The sequence below is a fragment of the Janthinobacterium sp. J1-1 genome (assembly GCF_030944405.1).
Lineage (GTDB): Bacteria > Pseudomonadota > Gammaproteobacteria > Burkholderiales > Burkholderiaceae_D > Janthinobacterium.
Genome location: NZ_CP132339.1, coordinates 6,301,687 through 6,316,923, shown reverse-complemented (window position 1 = coordinate 6,316,923; position 15,237 = coordinate 6,301,687). Strand labels below are relative to the sequence as shown.

Annotated in this window: 18 protein-coding genes; 11 read left to right on the top strand and 7 right to left on the bottom strand. The window is 63.8% G+C overall.

Annotated elements, in window-relative coordinates:
- Positions 1 to 40 precede the first annotated feature (40 nt).
- From mobB to Q8L25_RS28835, 4 genes are all read left to right on the top strand, one after another.
- Entirely contained in the window at positions 41 to 589 is a 549-nt protein-coding gene (mobB, locus tag Q8L25_RS28850; RefSeq protein ID WP_308922653.1) for a molybdopterin-guanine dinucleotide biosynthesis protein B, read from the top strand.
- Positions 590 to 651: 62 nt separating this feature from the next.
- A complete protein-coding gene (locus Q8L25_RS28845) occupies positions 652 to 852 on the top strand; it encodes a YjfB family protein (protein ID WP_308922652.1) in 201 nt (66 codons plus the stop codon).
- A gap of 128 nt (positions 853 to 980) precedes the next feature.
- Positions 981 to 1,283, top strand: a complete 303-nt coding sequence (locus Q8L25_RS28840) for a DUF2282 domain-containing protein (protein WP_308922651.1) — start codon at positions 981 to 983, stop codon at positions 1,281 to 1,283.
- A gap of 11 nt (positions 1,284 to 1,294) precedes the next feature.
- On the top strand, positions 1,295 to 2,935 hold the full coding sequence (locus Q8L25_RS28835) for a DUF692 family multinuclear iron-containing protein (RefSeq protein WP_308922650.1): 1,641 nt from the start codon (positions 1,295 to 1,297) through the stop codon (positions 2,933 to 2,935).
- A gap of 2 nt (positions 2,936 to 2,937) precedes the next feature.
- On the opposite strand, the gene Q8L25_RS28830 is transcribed toward Q8L25_RS28835, so the two are convergent.
- From Q8L25_RS28830 to fumC, 3 genes are all read right to left on the bottom strand, one after another.
- On the bottom strand, positions 2,938 to 3,222 hold the full coding sequence (locus Q8L25_RS28830; protein WP_308922649.1) for a hypothetical protein: 285 nt from the start codon (positions 3,220 to 3,222) through the stop codon (positions 2,938 to 2,940).
- 102 nt (positions 3,223 to 3,324) lie between these two features.
- The gene (locus tag Q8L25_RS28825) at positions 3,325 to 3,546 is read right to left on the bottom strand and encodes an RNA-binding S4 domain-containing protein (protein ID WP_308922648.1); all 222 of its coding nucleotides are present in this window, start codon (positions 3,544 to 3,546) and stop codon (positions 3,325 to 3,327) included.
- A 102-nt stretch (positions 3,547 to 3,648) separates the two neighbouring features.
- Positions 3,649 to 5,043: a class II fumarate hydratase gene (gene fumC / locus Q8L25_RS28820; protein ID WP_308922647.1), complete on the bottom strand. Its 1,395-nt coding sequence runs from the start codon at positions 5,041 to 5,043 to the stop codon at positions 3,649 to 3,651.
- 146 nt (positions 5,044 to 5,189) lie between these two features.
- Between fumC and Q8L25_RS28815 the strand changes: the two genes are divergently transcribed.
- Positions 5,190 to 6,305, top strand: a complete 1,116-nt coding sequence (locus tag Q8L25_RS28815; protein ID WP_308922646.1) for a hypothetical protein — start codon at positions 5,190 to 5,192, stop codon at positions 6,303 to 6,305.
- A gap of 76 nt (positions 6,306 to 6,381) precedes the next feature.
- Here the strand turns inward: Q8L25_RS28815 and Q8L25_RS28810 are convergent, their stop codons facing one another.
- The gene (locus Q8L25_RS28810; RefSeq protein ID WP_308922645.1) at positions 6,382 to 6,816 is read right to left on the bottom strand and encodes a flagellar protein FliT; all 435 of its coding nucleotides are present in this window, start codon (positions 6,814 to 6,816) and stop codon (positions 6,382 to 6,384) included.
- Positions 6,817 to 6,862: 46 nt separating this feature from the next.
- Between Q8L25_RS28810 and Q8L25_RS28805 the strand changes: the two genes are divergently transcribed.
- On the top strand, positions 6,863 to 7,501 hold the full coding sequence (locus Q8L25_RS28805; RefSeq protein ID WP_308922644.1) for a class I SAM-dependent methyltransferase: 639 nt from the start codon (positions 6,863 to 6,865) through the stop codon (positions 7,499 to 7,501).
- A gap of 149 nt (positions 7,502 to 7,650) precedes the next feature.
- A complete protein-coding gene (locus Q8L25_RS28800) occupies positions 7,651 to 7,836 on the top strand; it encodes a CsbD family protein (protein ID WP_308922643.1) in 186 nt (61 codons plus the stop codon).
- Positions 7,837 to 7,931: 95 nt separating this feature from the next.
- Here Q8L25_RS28800 and Q8L25_RS28795 read toward each other — a convergent pair whose 3' ends face one another.
- Together Q8L25_RS28795 and Q8L25_RS28790 are read right to left on the bottom strand one after the other, a co-directional pair.
- Positions 7,932 to 10,148: a S9 family peptidase gene (locus Q8L25_RS28795; protein ID WP_308922642.1), complete on the bottom strand. Its 2,217-nt coding sequence runs from the start codon at positions 10,146 to 10,148 to the stop codon at positions 7,932 to 7,934.
- 146 nt (positions 10,149 to 10,294) lie between these two features.
- Entirely contained in the window at positions 10,295 to 11,689 is a 1,395-nt protein-coding gene (locus Q8L25_RS28790) for an MATE family efflux transporter (protein WP_308922641.1), read from the bottom strand.
- Between the two features lie 195 nt (positions 11,690 to 11,884).
- On the opposite strand from Q8L25_RS28790, the gene Q8L25_RS28785 reads away from it, so the two are divergent.
- The 4 genes from Q8L25_RS28785 to Q8L25_RS28770 all read left to right on the top strand — a co-directional run bounded on the left by Q8L25_RS28785 (position 11,885) and on the right by Q8L25_RS28770 (position 15,007).
- On the top strand, positions 11,885 to 12,874 hold the full coding sequence (locus Q8L25_RS28785; RefSeq protein WP_308922640.1) for a beta/gamma crystallin-related protein: 990 nt from the start codon (positions 11,885 to 11,887) through the stop codon (positions 12,872 to 12,874).
- A gap of 146 nt (positions 12,875 to 13,020) precedes the next feature.
- Positions 13,021 to 13,659, top strand: a complete 639-nt coding sequence (locus tag Q8L25_RS28780; protein WP_308922639.1) for a beta/gamma crystallin-related protein — start codon at positions 13,021 to 13,023, stop codon at positions 13,657 to 13,659.
- A gap of 104 nt (positions 13,660 to 13,763) precedes the next feature.
- Entirely contained in the window at positions 13,764 to 14,693 is a 930-nt protein-coding gene (locus Q8L25_RS28775) for a DnaJ C-terminal domain-containing protein (RefSeq protein ID WP_308922638.1), read from the top strand.
- A 2-nt stretch (positions 14,694 to 14,695) separates the two neighbouring features.
- Positions 14,696 to 15,007, top strand: coding sequence for a MerR family transcriptional regulator (locus tag Q8L25_RS28770; RefSeq protein ID WP_308922637.1), 312 nt, complete (start codon positions 14,696 to 14,698; stop codon positions 15,005 to 15,007).
- Here Q8L25_RS28770 and Q8L25_RS28765 read toward each other — a convergent pair whose 3' ends face one another.
- Complete coding sequence (locus Q8L25_RS28765; RefSeq protein WP_308922636.1) at positions 15,008 to 15,235, bottom strand: hypothetical protein; 228 nt, start codon at positions 15,233 to 15,235, stop codon at positions 15,008 to 15,010.
- Between the last annotated feature and the right edge of the window lie 2 nt (positions 15,236 to 15,237).

Genomic DNA, 15,237 nt, shown 5'->3' with positions numbered 1-15,237 from the left:
GGCCGGTATAATGCGGCTATCTCACGGAAGAAAGCCCACGATGGACCATGCGACATCCGCGTTCGCGCCTGCCCACCCGGTACTGGGCGTGGTCGGCCGTTCCGGCAGCGGCAAGACCACCTTGCTGGAATATGTGGTGCAACAAATGGCGGCGCGCGGCCTGCGCGTCAACCTGATCAAGCACAGCCACCATGACCTGGCGCTGGAGCCGCCACAAAAGGACAGCGCCCGCCTGCGCATGGCCGGCGCGGCCGAAGTGCTGGTGGCGTCGCCGTATCGTTTTGCCATCGTCCATGAGTTGCGCGGCGCGCCCGAACCGACCTTGTCGCAGCAACTGGCGCGCATGGGCCCGGCCGACCTGACCCTGGTGGAAGGCTTCAAGACCGATCCCATCGCCAAGCTGGAAGTGTTTCGCCCGGAAGTGGGGCAAGCGCCGTTGTACCCGCATGACGTGACCGTGATCGCCGTGGCGTCGGACGCGCCGGCGCCGCCCGATTTGCGCGCCGGCGTGGCCTGGCTGGACTTGAATGATCGCGCAGGCGTGCTAAGCTGGTTGCTGCAGCGGCTGGCAAAGCGGCTTGAAAAATAGCGCTAAAGTATTGCGCCGGCCGGCCGTTAATCCTGGTAGACCTTTAATGGATGGAGAGACTTATGGACGTCGGAAGCATCGCACAACTGTCAACCACGATGGCCGAGACCGGCAATCGTCAAGCCGTGGGCATGGCCGTCCTGAAGAAAGCCCAGGACATCCAGAGCTCGACCGCGACCGCCCTGATCGAGGCCTTGCCGCCCGTGCCGGCCGCGCCCAACCTGCCTTCGCACCTGGGCAACCGCATCAATACGACGGCCTGATTCCTGCCAGGCCGGGCCTGCTCACGCCGCCGCCGATCTGGCCGCGGCGTTCGTTTGCATGAAGGGTCTTCCCTTCTTTTTCCGCGACAGCGTAAAATCGGCTACCGCTTATTTTACGAAAGACTTCCATGAACCAACGTCACGCTCTCGTTGCCGCCGCCCTGGCCGGCCTTTGCGCCACTTCGGCCGCCAGCGCCGCAGACCATGCTGCAGCCACTGCCGGCGACAAGGAAAAATGCTATGGCGTCGCCAAGGCAGGCCAGAATGACTGCGCCTCGTCCGATGGCGCGCATTCCTGCGCCGGCCAGGCCGCCAGCGACAATCTGCCGACCGAATGGACGTATGTTGCCAAGGGCACGTGCGAACAGGCGGGCGGCACCTTGAAGCCTGTCAAGGCGGGCAAGCAAGCCGCGCCAGCCAAGCAGTCATAAACCGGCCAGCTATGGCGCAGCCCGCCCATGCGCTGGCCGGCGTGGGCGTCGGCCTGCGCGCCGCGCATTACCGCGATTTCCTTGAAGGCCGGCCCCGCGTCGACTGGCTGGAAGTGCATACCGAAAATTACCTGGCGTGTTCCGGCCGCGACTGGCAGGTGCTGCGGGCCGTGCGCCAGGATTATCCCCTGAGCCTGCACGGCGTGGGCTTGGGCCTGGGGTCGGCGCGCGGTTTTTCCGAAGCGCACCTGGAGCGGGTGCGGCTGCTGGCCGGGCGCATCGAACCGGCGCTGATATCCGAGCATCTGTGCTGGGGCGCGGTGGCGGGGCGGCAGCTCAACGATCTGTTGCCGCTGACGCTGGACCAGGCCGCGCTGGACTTGCTGTGCGCCAGGGTGGCAAGGGTGCAGGATGCCTTGCGCCGGCCCATTCTGTTGGAAAATGTGTCGACTACCCTGCGTTTTCACGCGGATGCCATGAGCGAAGCGCAGTTCTTGGCCGAACTGGCGCGCCGCAGCGGCTGTGGCCTGCTGCTCGACGTCAATAATTTGTATGTGAACCAGTGCAACCACGGCGAAGACGCGCTGGCCGCCTTGCTGGACATTCCCGCCGGTATCGTTGGCGAACTGCACCTGGGCGGCCATCTGGTCACGCCGCGCGCGGTGATCGACCACCACGGCGCTGCCGTGGCCGAGCCCGTCTGGGCTTTGTACCAGGCCGCCTTGCAACGCTTTGGCCAGGTAGCAACCCTGGTCGAATGGGATACCGACGTGCCGGAACTGGCTGTGTTGCTGGGCGAGGCCGACCGGGCCCGCGCCATGCAGCGGCGTCATCATGAAGCTGCGCCATGGCGCGGTGCGATCCACCCTGTCATGGCGTCGCCGTCGGGCCGGCAACTGGCGCGTACCCAGCAGGCATTTGCCGACGCGCTGGTCGACATGGAGCAGGCGGCCGGCGCCGTGAATCTGTTTCGGGGTGCGCTGGTCGAGGAACGGCTGGGTTTGTACCGCGGCAATCTGAGCGCCACCTGGCGCCGTGTGCTGGGCCAGGCGTATCCGGTAGTGCTGGCGCTGGTGGGCGAGGAATTTTTTGCGGGCCTGGCGCGTGAATACGGCCGTCGGCATCCTTCGCAGGATGCCGACCTGAACCAGTTCGGTGACGGCTTTGCCGCCTTCCTCGCCACTTTTCCGCCTGCGGCGCAATTGCCGTACCTGCCGGACATGGCGCGCCTGGAATGGGCGCTGCACCTGGCCCATTACGCGCCGGATGCGGCGGGTTTGGCGGCGGACGCGCTGGCCAGCCTGGCGCCGGAGCAGTTGGAAGCATGCCGCTTCACCCTGCATCCGGCGTGCGCGCTGATCCATTCCGACTGGCAGGTGGTGGCGCTATGGCAGGCGCACCAGCACGAACATGCGGCATTTCCACAGCAGATGGCTGCCGCCAGTCACGCCCTCGTGTGCCGGCCGCAGTGGCAGGCACAGGCGCTGGCGCTGGATGCGGCCGCCCATGCGGCACTGCTGCTGCTGATGCAAGGTAAAAGTTTTGGCGTGGCGCTGGACGCCGCCTTCGGGATCGACGCGCAGTTCGATCTCGGTGGGCAGCTGCGCCTGTGGCTGGAGCATGCCGTGCTGACGGCCATGCTCATCGAATAAGGCTATTGAAACGCGCGCAGGATGCGCGCTTCGCCGGTCTGGTCGTGGCACACGGCGTTGGCCGCCAGGGTCGCTTCCATCATGCGCGCCAGTTGTTCGTCTTCGAAATGCGCCAGTTCGGCGGTGGCCGCCACCAGGGCCACCTCCAGCTTGGCGCGCGCGCCCTGGTACAAGGTGCTGGTGTATTTATCGGTGGTGCGCAGCAGGTCTTCCGCATTCTCGATGACCTGGCGCAAGTCGGCGATCAATCGCTCCTGGCTGCGCGTGCCGTGTTCGGCATTGTCCATGGCTATCCTTTCCGCTTGTTGATGAATATATGGCAATAATATAAACATAGGCAAACCAGCCGGGCGGGTTTTGATCTGACACAGGAGCGCGTTAAAGCGGCCTCAGGCGGGTGCCACCACGGTAATGCGGATATCGGCCACGCTGACCACCTGGCCGGCACGGATCTTGGCCGTCTTGCGCAATTCCTTCTTGCCGTCGACCTTGACCACGCCGCTGTCGACCATGACCTTGCCCGCGCCGCCGCTGTCGCACAAGCCGACCAGCTTGAGCAGCTGGTTCAGCTCGACGAACTCGGATGTCAAATCAAAGCTTGTTTTTTGCATTCTATCCTCAATCGCAATAATGTGTTTTCAACACTGTGCAGCCCGGTTTGCCGAGCCAAACAGCTAGTTTACATGGTTGCAAGCGGGCATGCGGAAGTGGCCTTAACTTTTGTTCGGGCGCGTCATGTCCAGTGGCACGATCCACTCGGCAAATTGCTCTTCCGTTACGAAACCCAGGCCCAGTGCCGCTTCCTTCAGCGTCGTACCTTCGTGCTGCGCCTGCTTGGCGATCTGCGCCGCGCGGTCGTAGCCGATATGCGGCGCCAGCGCCGTGACCAGCATCAGCGAACGTTCCATCAGTTCGGCGATGCGTTCGCGGTTCGGTTCGATGCCGTGCGCACAATGCTCGTCAAAGCTGCGCATGCCGTCGCCGAGCAGGCGCGCGCTTTGCAGGAAATTGTGCGCGATCAGCGGCTTGAACACGTTCAGCTCGAAATTGCCCGAGGCGCCGCCCACCGTGATGGCCACGTCGTTGCCGAACACCTGGCAGCACAGCATGGTCAGCGCTTCGCACTGGGTCGGATTGACCTTGCCCGGCATGATGGAGCTGCCCGGTTCGTTTTCGGGGATCGTGATTTCACCGAGGCCCGAGCGGGGGCCGGACGCCATCCAGCGCACGTCGTTGGCGATCTTCATCAGCGCCGTGGCCAGGGTTTTCAGCGCGCCATGGGCGGCCACCAGCGCGTCGTGGGCGGCGAGGGCGGCAAACTTGTTGCCGGCGCTGGCAAATGGCTGGCCCGTCAGCTGCGCCAGCTCGGCGGCGATGCGGTCGGCAAATTCGGCATGGGCGTTCAGGCCCGTGCCCACCGCCGTGCCGCCGGCCGCCAGTTGCAGCAGCGGCGGCAGCGACGCCTCGATGATGTGTTCGGCAAACTCCAGCTGAGCCGCGTAGCCCGAGAATTCCTGGCCCAGGGTCAATGGCGTGGCGTCCTGCAAGTGCGTACGGCCGATCTTGACGATGTCGGCAAAGGCGGCGGATTTGGCTTCCAATGTCGCGCGCAGCTGGCGCAGCGGCGGCAATACCGTGTTGGCGACTGCCAGCGCGGCGGCCACGTGGATGGCGGTGGGGAAGATATCGTTCGAGGACTGGCCCAGGTTGACGTCGTCGTTCGGGTGCAGCAGGCGCTCGGCGCCACGCAGTCCGCCCATCAGTTCGGAACCCCGGTTGGCCAGCACTTCATTCATGTTCATATTGCTTTGCGTGCCAGAGCCCGTCTGCCAGACGGCCAGCGGAAATTCGGTCGCATGCTGGCCGGCCAGTACTTCGTCGGCCGCCTGGGTGATGGCGACGGCCTTGTCGCCGCCGAGCAAGCCGAGGCCCAGGTTGACGTGGGCGGCCGCGCGCTTGACGGTGGCCAGCGCGGCGATCAGTTCGGGCGGCATCTTTTCCGTGGAAATATGGAAGTGCTCGAGCGAGCGCTGGGTCTGCGCTCCCCATAATTGACCGGCGGGTACGTCGATCGGGCCGAAACTGTCGCGTTCGATTCTGCTGCTCATGGCATCCCTTTCATCTGTGTTGGTGGACCGAGTGTACTCCAGGCGCCGAAAACGCACAGCGCACCTGCTGGCGCCTATATTTTTTCAATTTCCTGCCGTTAACAAGATACGTTATCCCTTGTTCCTGTTGTCAAAGCGATTATTTCATGCCGAGCATAGTCTTTTCCCGCTGGACCGCGACCCTGTGCGCCACCGCCTGCCTGGCCATGCCGGCCGTGTTTGCGGCCGAGCTGGGCGATATCAGCGTGCAGTCGCACGTGGGCCAGCCCTTGTCGGCCGATATCGAATTGACGGCGCTGGCGCCCGATGAGCTGCAGGGCCTGCCGGTACGCCTGGCCTCCGGCAATGTCTACGAAGGCGGCGGCATCAGCATGGACGCCTCCCTGCAAACCCTGACGATTAGCCAAGTGGAGCGCGACGGCCGGCGCTTTGTCCACCTCAGCACGCGGCAAGCCATCAATGCCGGCCATGTGCATGTGTATTTGGTGCTGGGCAATGGCAATCGCGGCATCGTGCGCCTGGCCACCGTCTGGCTGACGCCTGCGCCGCCGGTGCCGACGGTGCCAGTGGTCGTTCCAGCACCCGTGCCCAAGGTCGTGCCGCAAGCCCCCGTGCCGGTCCTTGTCTCGAAGCCGATCGCGGTACCGGACGCAGCCGCCTTGGCGGCGCGCGCCCGCGCCGAAGGCATGCTGCGCCCGCCGGCCGTGTTTGTCGCGCCGCCGGTGGCGTCCAAGCCGGCCTTCGTGCCGGTTTCGCCGCCACCGCTGCGCCGCGCGCCGGCGCCGGCGCCGGTGGCCGCCTGCGCGCCGCAAGCGGCCGGTGTGCCGGCCGCGGCGTGCGTGGCGCTGGACCGGCAAAACACGGCCTTGAATGAAAAGATTGGTGTGCTGGAAGGCAAGGTCTCGGCGCTGCAGCAGGCGCTGGCCGCACCTGCCGCCCTTGCTCCCTCTGCTCCAGCCACCGCCGTGGCGCCGCATGCCAAGGCCAAGCCAGCGGTGGCGGAAAAGAAAGGCAGTGGCAATGGCCTGTGGTGGCTGGGCCTGGGCACCGTGCTGTTCCTGCTGGTGACGGCTGTCATCGTGTATATCCTGCGCAAGCGCAAGGGGCGTGCGGAGGCAGGGCCCAGGCCGCCATCGAAATACTGGGTCTTGCTGCGCAAGCCGTTTCGCCGCAAGCCGGCGCCGGTGGTATCGCCTGGCGATACTGTGCCTGAGCGCGATGAGCCGGCTTTGGCGCCGGAGCCCGAGCCTTTTTCGCGCTGAGGGGCGCAAGGTTGCCTGCGTTGGACGTAAAAAAAGCGCCCGCAGGCGCCGTCGTCTTCTCTTCTGGTAAAACGGGTTATCTGTGCGCGCGCGGCGCCGGCATGGTCTTGGACAGCTGCGCCATCCAGGGTTCGGTGATATTGCGGATGGCGCGGTCATTGGCCAGGATCTGCTTGATCAGGTCGAACTTGCGCACTCGCGGTGAGCCGGACAGGGCCGGCACGGCGCCGACCAGGGTGGCGCTCGCTGCGCTGGCGCATTGATTTTCCAGCGCGCTCAAGCTTTCCCAGTCCTCCGAACGTGTGGCCACGACCATCTGATTGGTCAAACCGGCAATATTTTCATACATCGAAAGCACGTCGTTGGAGTTCATGAGCACACCTGTATTTTTATCAATGGTTTTACGCTTGTCTAGATTAACGGCGGCCTCAGCCAGAACTTGAGGGTTTTTTTGAAAATAATTCAAAATAATTTTCAGGTTCCCTCGAACCGCCCGCAAACCCGCATGCATGCTCGCTTGCGTCTAAAATGGCGGCATCTTTTACGGAAGCGCCACCATGACCGACACCCCGCAAGACCCCCTGCATGCCATTACCCGCCGCACCCTGGATCATTACGACGCCAGCGCCGAACAGTTTTTCGAAGGCACGCGCGAGCACGACGTGCGCCAGAACATGGCCGCGCTGCTGTCCGCCATCGGTGGTGCCGCACCGCTCGAGATCCTCGACCTGGGCTGCGGGCCGGGGCGCGACCTGAAGGCTTTCACGGAGCTGGGCCACCATGCCACCGGTGTCGACGGTTCGGCCCGCTTTGTCGAGATGGCGCGCGCCTGGAGCGGCTGCACCGTCTGGCAGCAGGATTTTCTCGATCTCGATTTGCCCGCCAGCGCGTTTGACGGCGTATTTGCCAATGCCGTGCTGTTCCATGTGCCCAGCAGCGCCTTGGCCGGCGTGCTGCGCGCCCTGCATGGCTGCCTGAAAGAGGGAGGGGTGCTGTTCAGCTCGAATCCGCGCGGCCAGAACCAGGAAGGCTGGAGCGGCGCCCGCTATGGCAGTTATTACGACCTCGACACCTGGACCGCGCACGTACAGGCGGCCGGTTTTACCTTGCTCGACCACTACTACCGCCCGCCCGGTCTGCCGCGCGAGCAGCAGCCGTGGCTGGCCACTGTCTGGCGCAAGGATGGTGAAAGATAGCAATATTTTCCCATGTGTTAGGAACCGTACATAGTTTTTGCCGCTCCAGGCGTAGTATGAACTCATCGACACGCAGCAAGCCAAACAGCAGCGTGTGAGCCGCAGTACCGGCCCCTGGGCTGGCTAATCAACTACATCGAGGAGCTATCATGAACAAAGATCAAGTCGAAGGTAAACTGAAAGAAGTTGGCGGTAAAATCCAGGAAACAGCTGGCAAAGTCGTCGGCAGCGAAGAACAGCAAGCCAAGGGCCTGGCAAACCAGGTCGAAGGCCAAGTGCAGAAGAAAGTTGGCGACGTCAAAGACGCCGTTGAAACTGTTACTCGCAAACCGTAAGGTTTTGCTATTCGCCGCCCAGCGCGGCGATCCAGCATAAAAAAACCGCCGCCTGTCGCAAGACAGGCGGCGGTTTTCAATTGTGCGGCGAAATATTATTTCGCGTCGTCCACTTTCAGGTTCTTCTTGAAGAAGGCGGCGATTTTTGCGTACACATGGCGCTGGCCGGCGCGCGACGAGATGCCGTGCTTGGCGCCCGGATAGGTCATCAGGTCGAACTGCACGCCACGGTTGACCAGTGCGTCGATCAGGCGGGTGCTGTTCGAGAACAGGACGTTATCGTCGGCCATGCCATGCACCAGCAGCAGCGGCGACTTCAGGCCGTCGATATGCGCAAACACGGTGCTGTCCTGGTAGCCTTCCACGTTTTCCTTCGGCATGCCAAGGAATTGCTCCGTGTAGTGGGTGTCGTACAGCGACCAGTCGGTCACGGGCGCCACCGACACGCCGGCGGCGATCTTGTCGGATGCGGCCGACAGCAGGCGCAAGCTCATGAAACCGCCATAGCTCCAGCCGAACACGCCGATGCGCCTGGCGTCGACAAAGCTTTGCTGGCCTAGCCAGGCGATGCCGGCCAGCTGGTCGGCCACTTCGGCCTTGCCCAGGTTATGGTAGATCGCGTCGGTAAACGCGCGCTCGCGGCGCGACGAACCCCGGTTATCGAGGCGGAACACGACAAAGCCCTGCTGCGCCATGTACTGGTCGAAGTTGTTGCCCCAGCGGCGAGCCACGTGCTGCGAGTGCGGGCCGCCGTAGGTCGACAGGAAGACCGGATAGCGTTTCGACGCATCGAAGTTCGACGGCTTGACCAGCGAGTAATAAAGCGTCTGGCCGTCGTCAGACTTGATCGTGCCGTATTCGGTCGGCAAATGATCGGCCTTGAACTTGCCATACGGGTGGCTGGCGTTCAGGGCGTTTTCTTCCAGCCAGCCCACCATCGCGCCATCGGGACGGCGGATGCTGACCTGCGGCGGCGTGGCCGGGTCGGAATACGTGTCGACAAACACGGCGCCATTGCGGGCGAACGTGGTGTCGTGCCAGCCGTCGGCTTTTGTCACGCGCTGCGGCTTGTCGGCGGTGCTGCCATCGAGCGCCAGCGCGTAGGTCTGCTTGTCGATCACGGCGTCGCGGTTCGACGATACATATACCTTGCCGGTTTTTTCATTCACGGCCAGCAGGCTGTCGATGCCCCACTCGCCGGACGTGACCGGATGCAGCAGCTTGCCGCTCATGTCGTACAGGTACAGATGATTGCGGCCCGTGCGTTCGGACGACCATAAAAACGATTTGCCGTCGGCCAGGAAGCGCAGGTCGTCGTGGATGCTGACCCAGGTTTTCGATGTTTCGGTCAGCACCGTGCGCTGCGCCAGGGTGGCGGCATCGACGGCAATCAGTTCCAGGGTTTTCTGGTCGCGCGACTGGCGCTGGTACAGCAAGGCTTTACTGTCCGTGCTCCAGTCGGCGCGCACCAGGTAGATATCCGGGTTGGCGCCCAGGTCGACCTGGCGCTGCACGCCGGTTTCCGGCGAGACGATCTTCAGCTGCACCAGCACGTTGGCGTCGCCGGCGGCCGGGTAGCGCTGCTCGACCACGTCGGTGCGGTCGGCGAAGATCTCGAAGCGGCGCACCACCGGCACCGGCGCTTCATCGTAGCGCTTGTAGGCGATCGCGCTGTCGTCGGGCGCCCAGTAGTAGCCGGTGCGCTGTTTCATTTCTTCCTGCGCCACGAATTCGGCTTCGCCGTTATGGATGGTGTCCTTGCCGTCGCTGGTCAGCTGGCGTTCCTGGCCCGTCTTCAGGTCGATCACATACAGGTTCTGCTCGCGCACGAAAGATAAATAACGGCCTTTCGGCGAAATTTTCGGGTCGAGCACATTGCCCTTGGCGACCAGGCGCGCCTTGTCCGGATGGGCCGCGTCGACCAGGTACAGATTGCCGGCCAGCGGCACCAGCAGCTGTTTGCCGTCCGGCGACCAGCTGTAACTGAGGATGCCGGCCAGGCTGGCCGTGCGTTCGCGTTCGCGGCGCGCCTGTTCGGCCGGCGAAATGGTTTCATTCGGCACCAGCGCCTTGGAATCGACCAGGCGGTGCGTGCTCTTGTCTTTCAGCTTGAATTCCCACAGGTCGAGCTGGAACTGGTTGTCGGCGCGACCGCGCAGGAACGTGACGCGCTCGCCGTCGGGCGATACCTTCAGGTTGCGCACGCCGGGGCCGGCCAGCGCCGGATCGGCGTGGATGCGTTCGAGCGTCAGCTTTTCGGCCGATGCGGGAACGCTGGCCATGGCGGCCAGAAAACAGAGAATAAAACGCATGGATGTCTCGGTGATGTGAAAGAGGTCAAGTGAATTCTTGACGGCAAACAATACCAGAGCGTGACAAGCAATGCGATAGGGCAGGCCACGGAATACGCCACGGATTGCCGGCTTTCCTTCGGCATATCCCGGGAAAACTCCGTGTTTTATATGGCTGCGCGCAGCCTTTCCAGCGACAGCCGGTTCAGATACCAGGTCAGCAGCACGGCCGCCACCGTCAGGCCCGTCACCAGGCCGATCCAGAAACCGGCGGCCGCCATCGGCGCGTCTGGTGACCAGATGAAGCCCTGCGGCGCCAGGCCCAGCACATAACCGATGGGCAGCGAAAAGCCCCAGAACGCCAGCAGCTGGATCAGCATCGGCTGGCGCGTCACCTTGTAGCCGCGGATCGCGCACGAGGTGGCGACCTGGGTCGCGTCGGACAGCTGGAACAGGGCGGCAAACAACAGCAACTGCGCACACAGCGCCTGCACCTGCGGGTCCGACGTATAGGCTTGCGCGATCTGGTGGCGGAAGATGGTGATGCCGGCGGCCGAGACGATGGCCGCCGTCAGCGACATCGCCACGCCGACCCAGGAAATGAAGCGCGCGCGCCGCAAATTGGCTTCGCCCACCGCATGGCCGACGCGCGTGACCAGCGCGATGCCGAAGGTGAGCGGCACCATGAACACGACGGACGAGAAATTGAGGGCGATCTGGTGCGCCGATACCTGCACCACGCCAAAGCGCGCCACCAAGAGGCTGATCACGCCAAAGGCGCTGACCTCGGCGAAATAGGTCACGCCGATCGGCAGGCCCAGGCGCAGCATGGGGCCGATGGCCGACGCTTGCGGCCACTCCCAGTGCGTGAACGGATAAGTGGCGCGGTAGGCCGGCGCATACTTGATCCAGGCCAGCATCGCCAGCAGCATCATCCACACGCAGCAGGTGGTGGCCACCGCGCAGCCGATGCCGCCCAGCTTGGGCATGCCCCAGTGGCCGTAGATCAGCAGGTAGTTGACGAAGATATTGAGCGCCAGCGCGGCCAGCGCGATCACCATCACCGGCTTGGTCTGGTTGATGCTGGTGCTGTAGCCGTACAGGGCGCGGTAGGCGGCAAACGCCGGCAGCGCGCAGCTGATGATGTGCACGAACAGCTTGGCCTTCGCGGCCACATGCGGTTCGAGCATCAGGTGGTCGAACACCAGCGCCGCCATATTCGTCAAGAGGCAGGCCACCAGGCCGACCGCCAGCGCCTTCCACAGCGACTGGCGCACGATATGCGGCACCCTGTCGTGGCGCGCGGCGCCGATTTCATGCGCCACCAGCGTATTGATCGCCATCATGATGCCGCTGACGGTGACCAGCACGATCGACCAGATGGCCGCGCCCAGCGACACCGCCGCCAGTTCATCGGGCGTGGTATGGCCCGTCATCGCCACGTCGGCCGCGCCCATGCCGACCGTGGCCAGTTGGCCGATCAGGATGGGCCAGGCCAGCCTCCAGAGGGAGGAAACTTCCTGGCGGATGGCGGGGACGGTAAACGATGTAGTGTGGGGCATGGGTAAAAGCGGATGCTGGCTGGGTCGAAGCTGCGATTCTACTGATAATTCGGGGGATTGTCCGGGCGGCTTGTCTCGATGTCTATTTCCTTTGGTAACAATTTATTGTGTTTTTCTCATACTTTGTTACACCGTTTTTTCGCCGGGCGGCTACACTGGTGAATAGTCGCATTGACAACCACTGGAGACACCCCCATGAACCGCCCGCTTACCCACGCCCTGCTGTGTGCAGCCGCCTTGTTGACCCACCTCGGCGCGCATGCCGGCGAACTGACTCTGTTCGAAGACGATAACTTCCGTGGCCGCGCCGTGACCGTGCGCGAGACCACCGACGATCTGTCGCGCATGGGCTTCAATGACAAGGTGTCGAGCATCATGGTGCGTTCGGGTACGTGGGACGTGTGTACCGACTCCGGCTTTCGCGGTAACTGCAAGACCTTGACGCCGGGCGAATACCGTTCGATGCCGGGCATGAACGACGCCATTTCCTCGGTGCGCGAAGTTGGACGCTACGACGGCCGTGGCGACGGCCACCGCCCGGACCGCGACTGGGGTCATGGCAATGACGGCCGGCGCGCGTCGCTGGAAGTGTATTCCGGCGCCGGCCAGAACGGCGGTTCGGCACGCCTGGACCGCGACAATGATAACTTCGTCACCATCGGCTTCAACGACCGTACCACCAGCATCGTGATCGGCAACGGTTACTGGCAGCTGTGCAGCGACGCCAACTACCAGGGCACCTGCCGCATCTTCGGGCCGGGCCGCCATGACGATCTGGGACGCGGCCTCGACGGAAAAGTGTCGTCGGCGCGCATGGTCGACGAGCGCGAAGCGCGGCGCCAGCAGCAGTATGAACAGCAGCAGTACCAGCAGAACCAGTATCAGCAATATCCGCAGAACCAGTACCAGCAATATCCGCAGCAGCAGTACCAGCAGCGCGGCGCCATCCTGCTGTTCCCCGATGCGGACATGCGCGGCGAACCTTTGGCGCTGGACCGCAATACCGAAGACCTGGTACGCCAAAACTTCAACGACCGCGCCGGCTCCATCGTCGTCAACGAAGGACAGTGGGAAGTGTGCAGCGATTCGAATTTTCGCGGCCGCTGCGAAGTGATCGGGCCGGGACAATACGCGCGCCTGAACGCGCTCGATAACAAGATTTCGTCGCTGCGCCGCGTGCGCTGATCGCAGGCGCGACGCTTGCACGTGAAGCCGCCTGCCAGGCGGCTTTTTCTTGTGCCAGCCGTGCGCTGACATTTGCTTGCCATTTGTTACACTCGCCGCCGCTGTGCCAGACTACACTGGTGCTCATGCAATCAAGGGAGTCGACCATGTCACATACGATAAAAATGAAAACGATCCAGTACGCGCTGCTGTGCGCCACCACCGTATTGGCCCACGCCGCCGTGCAGGCAGGCGAAATGACCCTGTTCCAGGATGATCATTTCCGCGGCCGCTCGGTCAATGTGCGCAACGATGTCAATGACCTGTTGCGCCTGGACTTCAACGACAAGGCCTCGAGCATCGTCGTGCGCTCGGGCAGCTGGGAGGTGTGCAAGGACTCCAATTTCCGCAACAGCTGCCGCGTGCTGCAGCCGGGCCGCTACGCCAGCCTGCCGGGCATGAACGATTCCATCTCGTCGGTGCGCGAAGTGCGCCGCGGCGGCGGTGGCCACGATGGTGGCCATGGCGGCAACCGTCCTGGCCGTCCGGACAACAATGGCGCCGTGCTGCTGTTCCCCGACGCCGGCATGCGTGGCCAGCCGGTGCGCCTCGATAACGAAGTCAATGACCTGAACCGCTACCGCTTCAATGACCGCGCCCAGTCCATCGTCGTCAACTACGGCCGCTGGGAATTCTGCGCCGATGCCAACTTCCGCGGCCGCTGCGTGGTGATGGGGCCGGGCAGCTACAACCGCATCGACGGTGGCCTGGACCGCAAGATTTCCTCGATTCGCCGCGCTCGTTAACAATCCTTGACTTGCCGCTGAAGCGGGCATGCAAACGCACTGCATGCCCGCTTCAATTCGTGTAATCTTTCCAGCAAGCGGTTCAACCATGGGGAGCATGCACGGTGGATTACAAGGACTACTACAAGGAACTCGGGGTCGAGAAATCGGCCAGCGAGGCCGACATCAAGAAGGCGTACCGCAAGCTGGTGCGCAAATACCATCCCGACGTCAGCAAGGAAGCCGATGCCGACCAGCGCACCAAGGCCCTGAACGAAGCCTATGGCGTGCTCGGTGACGCGGAAAAGCGCGCCGCCTATGACGACCTTGGCCGCCAGCAAAGCGCCCAGGGCGGGCCTGGTGGCGGTTTCCGTCCGCCGCCCGACTGGGGCGCCGGCTTCGAATCCTCGAGCACCGACGACAACGATTTCTTTGCCGACCTGTTCGCCCATGTGGGCGGACGGCGCCGCGCCAACAGCAACTTCCAGATGCAGGGCGACGACAGCCATGCGGCGATCACCATCGCGCTGCGCGATAGCTACCATGGCGCCACGCGCACCATCGTCATGCGCGTGCCCGAAGCCGATGCGCAGGGCCGTGTCGTCACGCGCGAGCGCACCCTGGAAGTGACGATACCGAAAGGCGTGACGGAAGGCCAGCAGCTGCGCATGAAAGGCCAGGGTAATCCCGGCAGCGGCGGCGCGCCGGCCGGCGACCTGTACCTGGAAATCCGTTTCGAGCAGGATGCGCGCTACCGCGTGGAAGGGCGCGACGTATTTGAAACCGTGCCGGTGGCGCCATGGGAAGCGGCGCTCGGCGGTTCGATCGACGTGCCGACGCCATCGGGCACGGTGTCTGTGACGGTGCCGCCCGATTCGCAGACGGGGCGCAAGCTGCGCCTGAAAGGACGCGGCATTCCCGCCGCCCAGGCCGGCGATTTGTATCTGCTGCTGGAAGTGGTGCTGCCGCCCGCGCATGACGACAAGGCGCGCGCACTGTATGAAACCATGGCGCGCGAGATGGCCTTCAATCCGCGCCAGAAGCTGGGAGCATAATCATGACAAATAATGTGATCGGCGTACTGCTGGAAGACTCGGCCCTGAGCCTGGAAGAACTGGCGCGCGCCTGCGCCGTCGAACCCGACTGGGTGGTGCAGCGCGTGCAGACGGGGGTGCTGCTGCATGGCGGCCCGCCGCCCGTGCAGGCCACCGGCTGGCGTTTTACCAGCATCGACCTGGCGCGCGCGCGCCATCTGCGCGAAATCGAATCGGTGTTCGACGCCAACGCCGAACTGGCGGCGCTGGTGGTCGATTTGTCGGAAGAAGTGGCGCGCCTGCGGCGTCGCCTGCATGTGCTGGGCGTCGAGTAGCTACGCGTCTTCGGCGTGCCGCTGCACGGTGATGCGGGCGATATAAAACTGGCCGTCGATCACCACCCGGTGCGGAATGCCGGCGATATCGAAGCCGGGTCCGCCGTCTTCCATCCATTCCTGCGCCACGCTGTCGAACTGCTGCGGCGTCATGCGCAGCATCGGCGCCGTGATGACAAAGCGCGCGCCTGGTTTTTGCTTGTTAACGAAATCGTCGATGCCGGCCATGG

Coding starts and splice junctions, on each gene's coding strand:
- mobB (WP_308922653.1), top strand. CDS start 41: ATGGACCATGCGACATCCGCGTTCGCGCCTGCCCACCCGGTACTGGGC.
- Q8L25_RS28845 (WP_308922652.1), top strand. CDS start 652: ATGGACGTCGGAAGCATCGCACAACTGTCAACCACGATGGCCGAGACC.
- Q8L25_RS28840 (WP_308922651.1), top strand. CDS start 981: ATGAACCAACGTCACGCTCTCGTTGCCGCCGCCCTGGCCGGCCTTTGC.
- Q8L25_RS28835 (WP_308922650.1), top strand. CDS start 1,295: ATGGCGCAGCCCGCCCATGCGCTGGCCGGCGTGGGCGTCGGCCTGCGC.
- Q8L25_RS28830 (WP_308922649.1), bottom strand. CDS start 3,222: ATGGACAATGCCGAACACGGCACGCGCAGCCAGGAGCGATTGATCGCC.
- Q8L25_RS28825 (WP_308922648.1), bottom strand. CDS start 3,546: ATGCAAAAAACAAGCTTTGATTTGACATCCGAGTTCGTCGAGCTGAAC.
- fumC (WP_308922647.1), bottom strand. CDS start 5,043: ATGAGCAGCAGAATCGAACGCGACAGTTTCGGCCCGATCGACGTACCC.
- Q8L25_RS28815 (WP_308922646.1), top strand. CDS start 5,190: ATGCCGAGCATAGTCTTTTCCCGCTGGACCGCGACCCTGTGCGCCACC.
- Q8L25_RS28810 (WP_308922645.1), bottom strand. CDS start 6,816: ATGCATGCGGGTTTGCGGGCGGTTCGAGGGAACCTGAAAATTATTTTG.
- Q8L25_RS28805 (WP_308922644.1), top strand. CDS start 6,863: ATGACCGACACCCCGCAAGACCCCCTGCATGCCATTACCCGCCGCACC.
- Q8L25_RS28800 (WP_308922643.1), top strand. CDS start 7,651: ATGAACAAAGATCAAGTCGAAGGTAAACTGAAAGAAGTTGGCGGTAAA.
- Q8L25_RS28795 (WP_308922642.1), bottom strand. CDS start 10,148: ATGCGTTTTATTCTCTGTTTTCTGGCCGCCATGGCCAGCGTTCCCGCA.
- Q8L25_RS28790 (WP_308922641.1), bottom strand. CDS start 11,689: ATGCCCCACACTACATCGTTTACCGTCCCCGCCATCCGCCAGGAAGTT.
- Q8L25_RS28785 (WP_308922640.1), top strand. CDS start 11,885: ATGAACCGCCCGCTTACCCACGCCCTGCTGTGTGCAGCCGCCTTGTTG.
- Q8L25_RS28780 (WP_308922639.1), top strand. CDS start 13,021: ATGTCACATACGATAAAAATGAAAACGATCCAGTACGCGCTGCTGTGC.
- Q8L25_RS28770 (WP_308922637.1), top strand. CDS start 14,696: ATGACAAATAATGTGATCGGCGTACTGCTGGAAGACTCGGCCCTGAGC.
- Q8L25_RS28765 (WP_308922636.1), bottom strand. CDS start 15,235: ATGGCCGGCATCGACGATTTCGTTAACAAGCAAAAACCAGGCGCGCGC.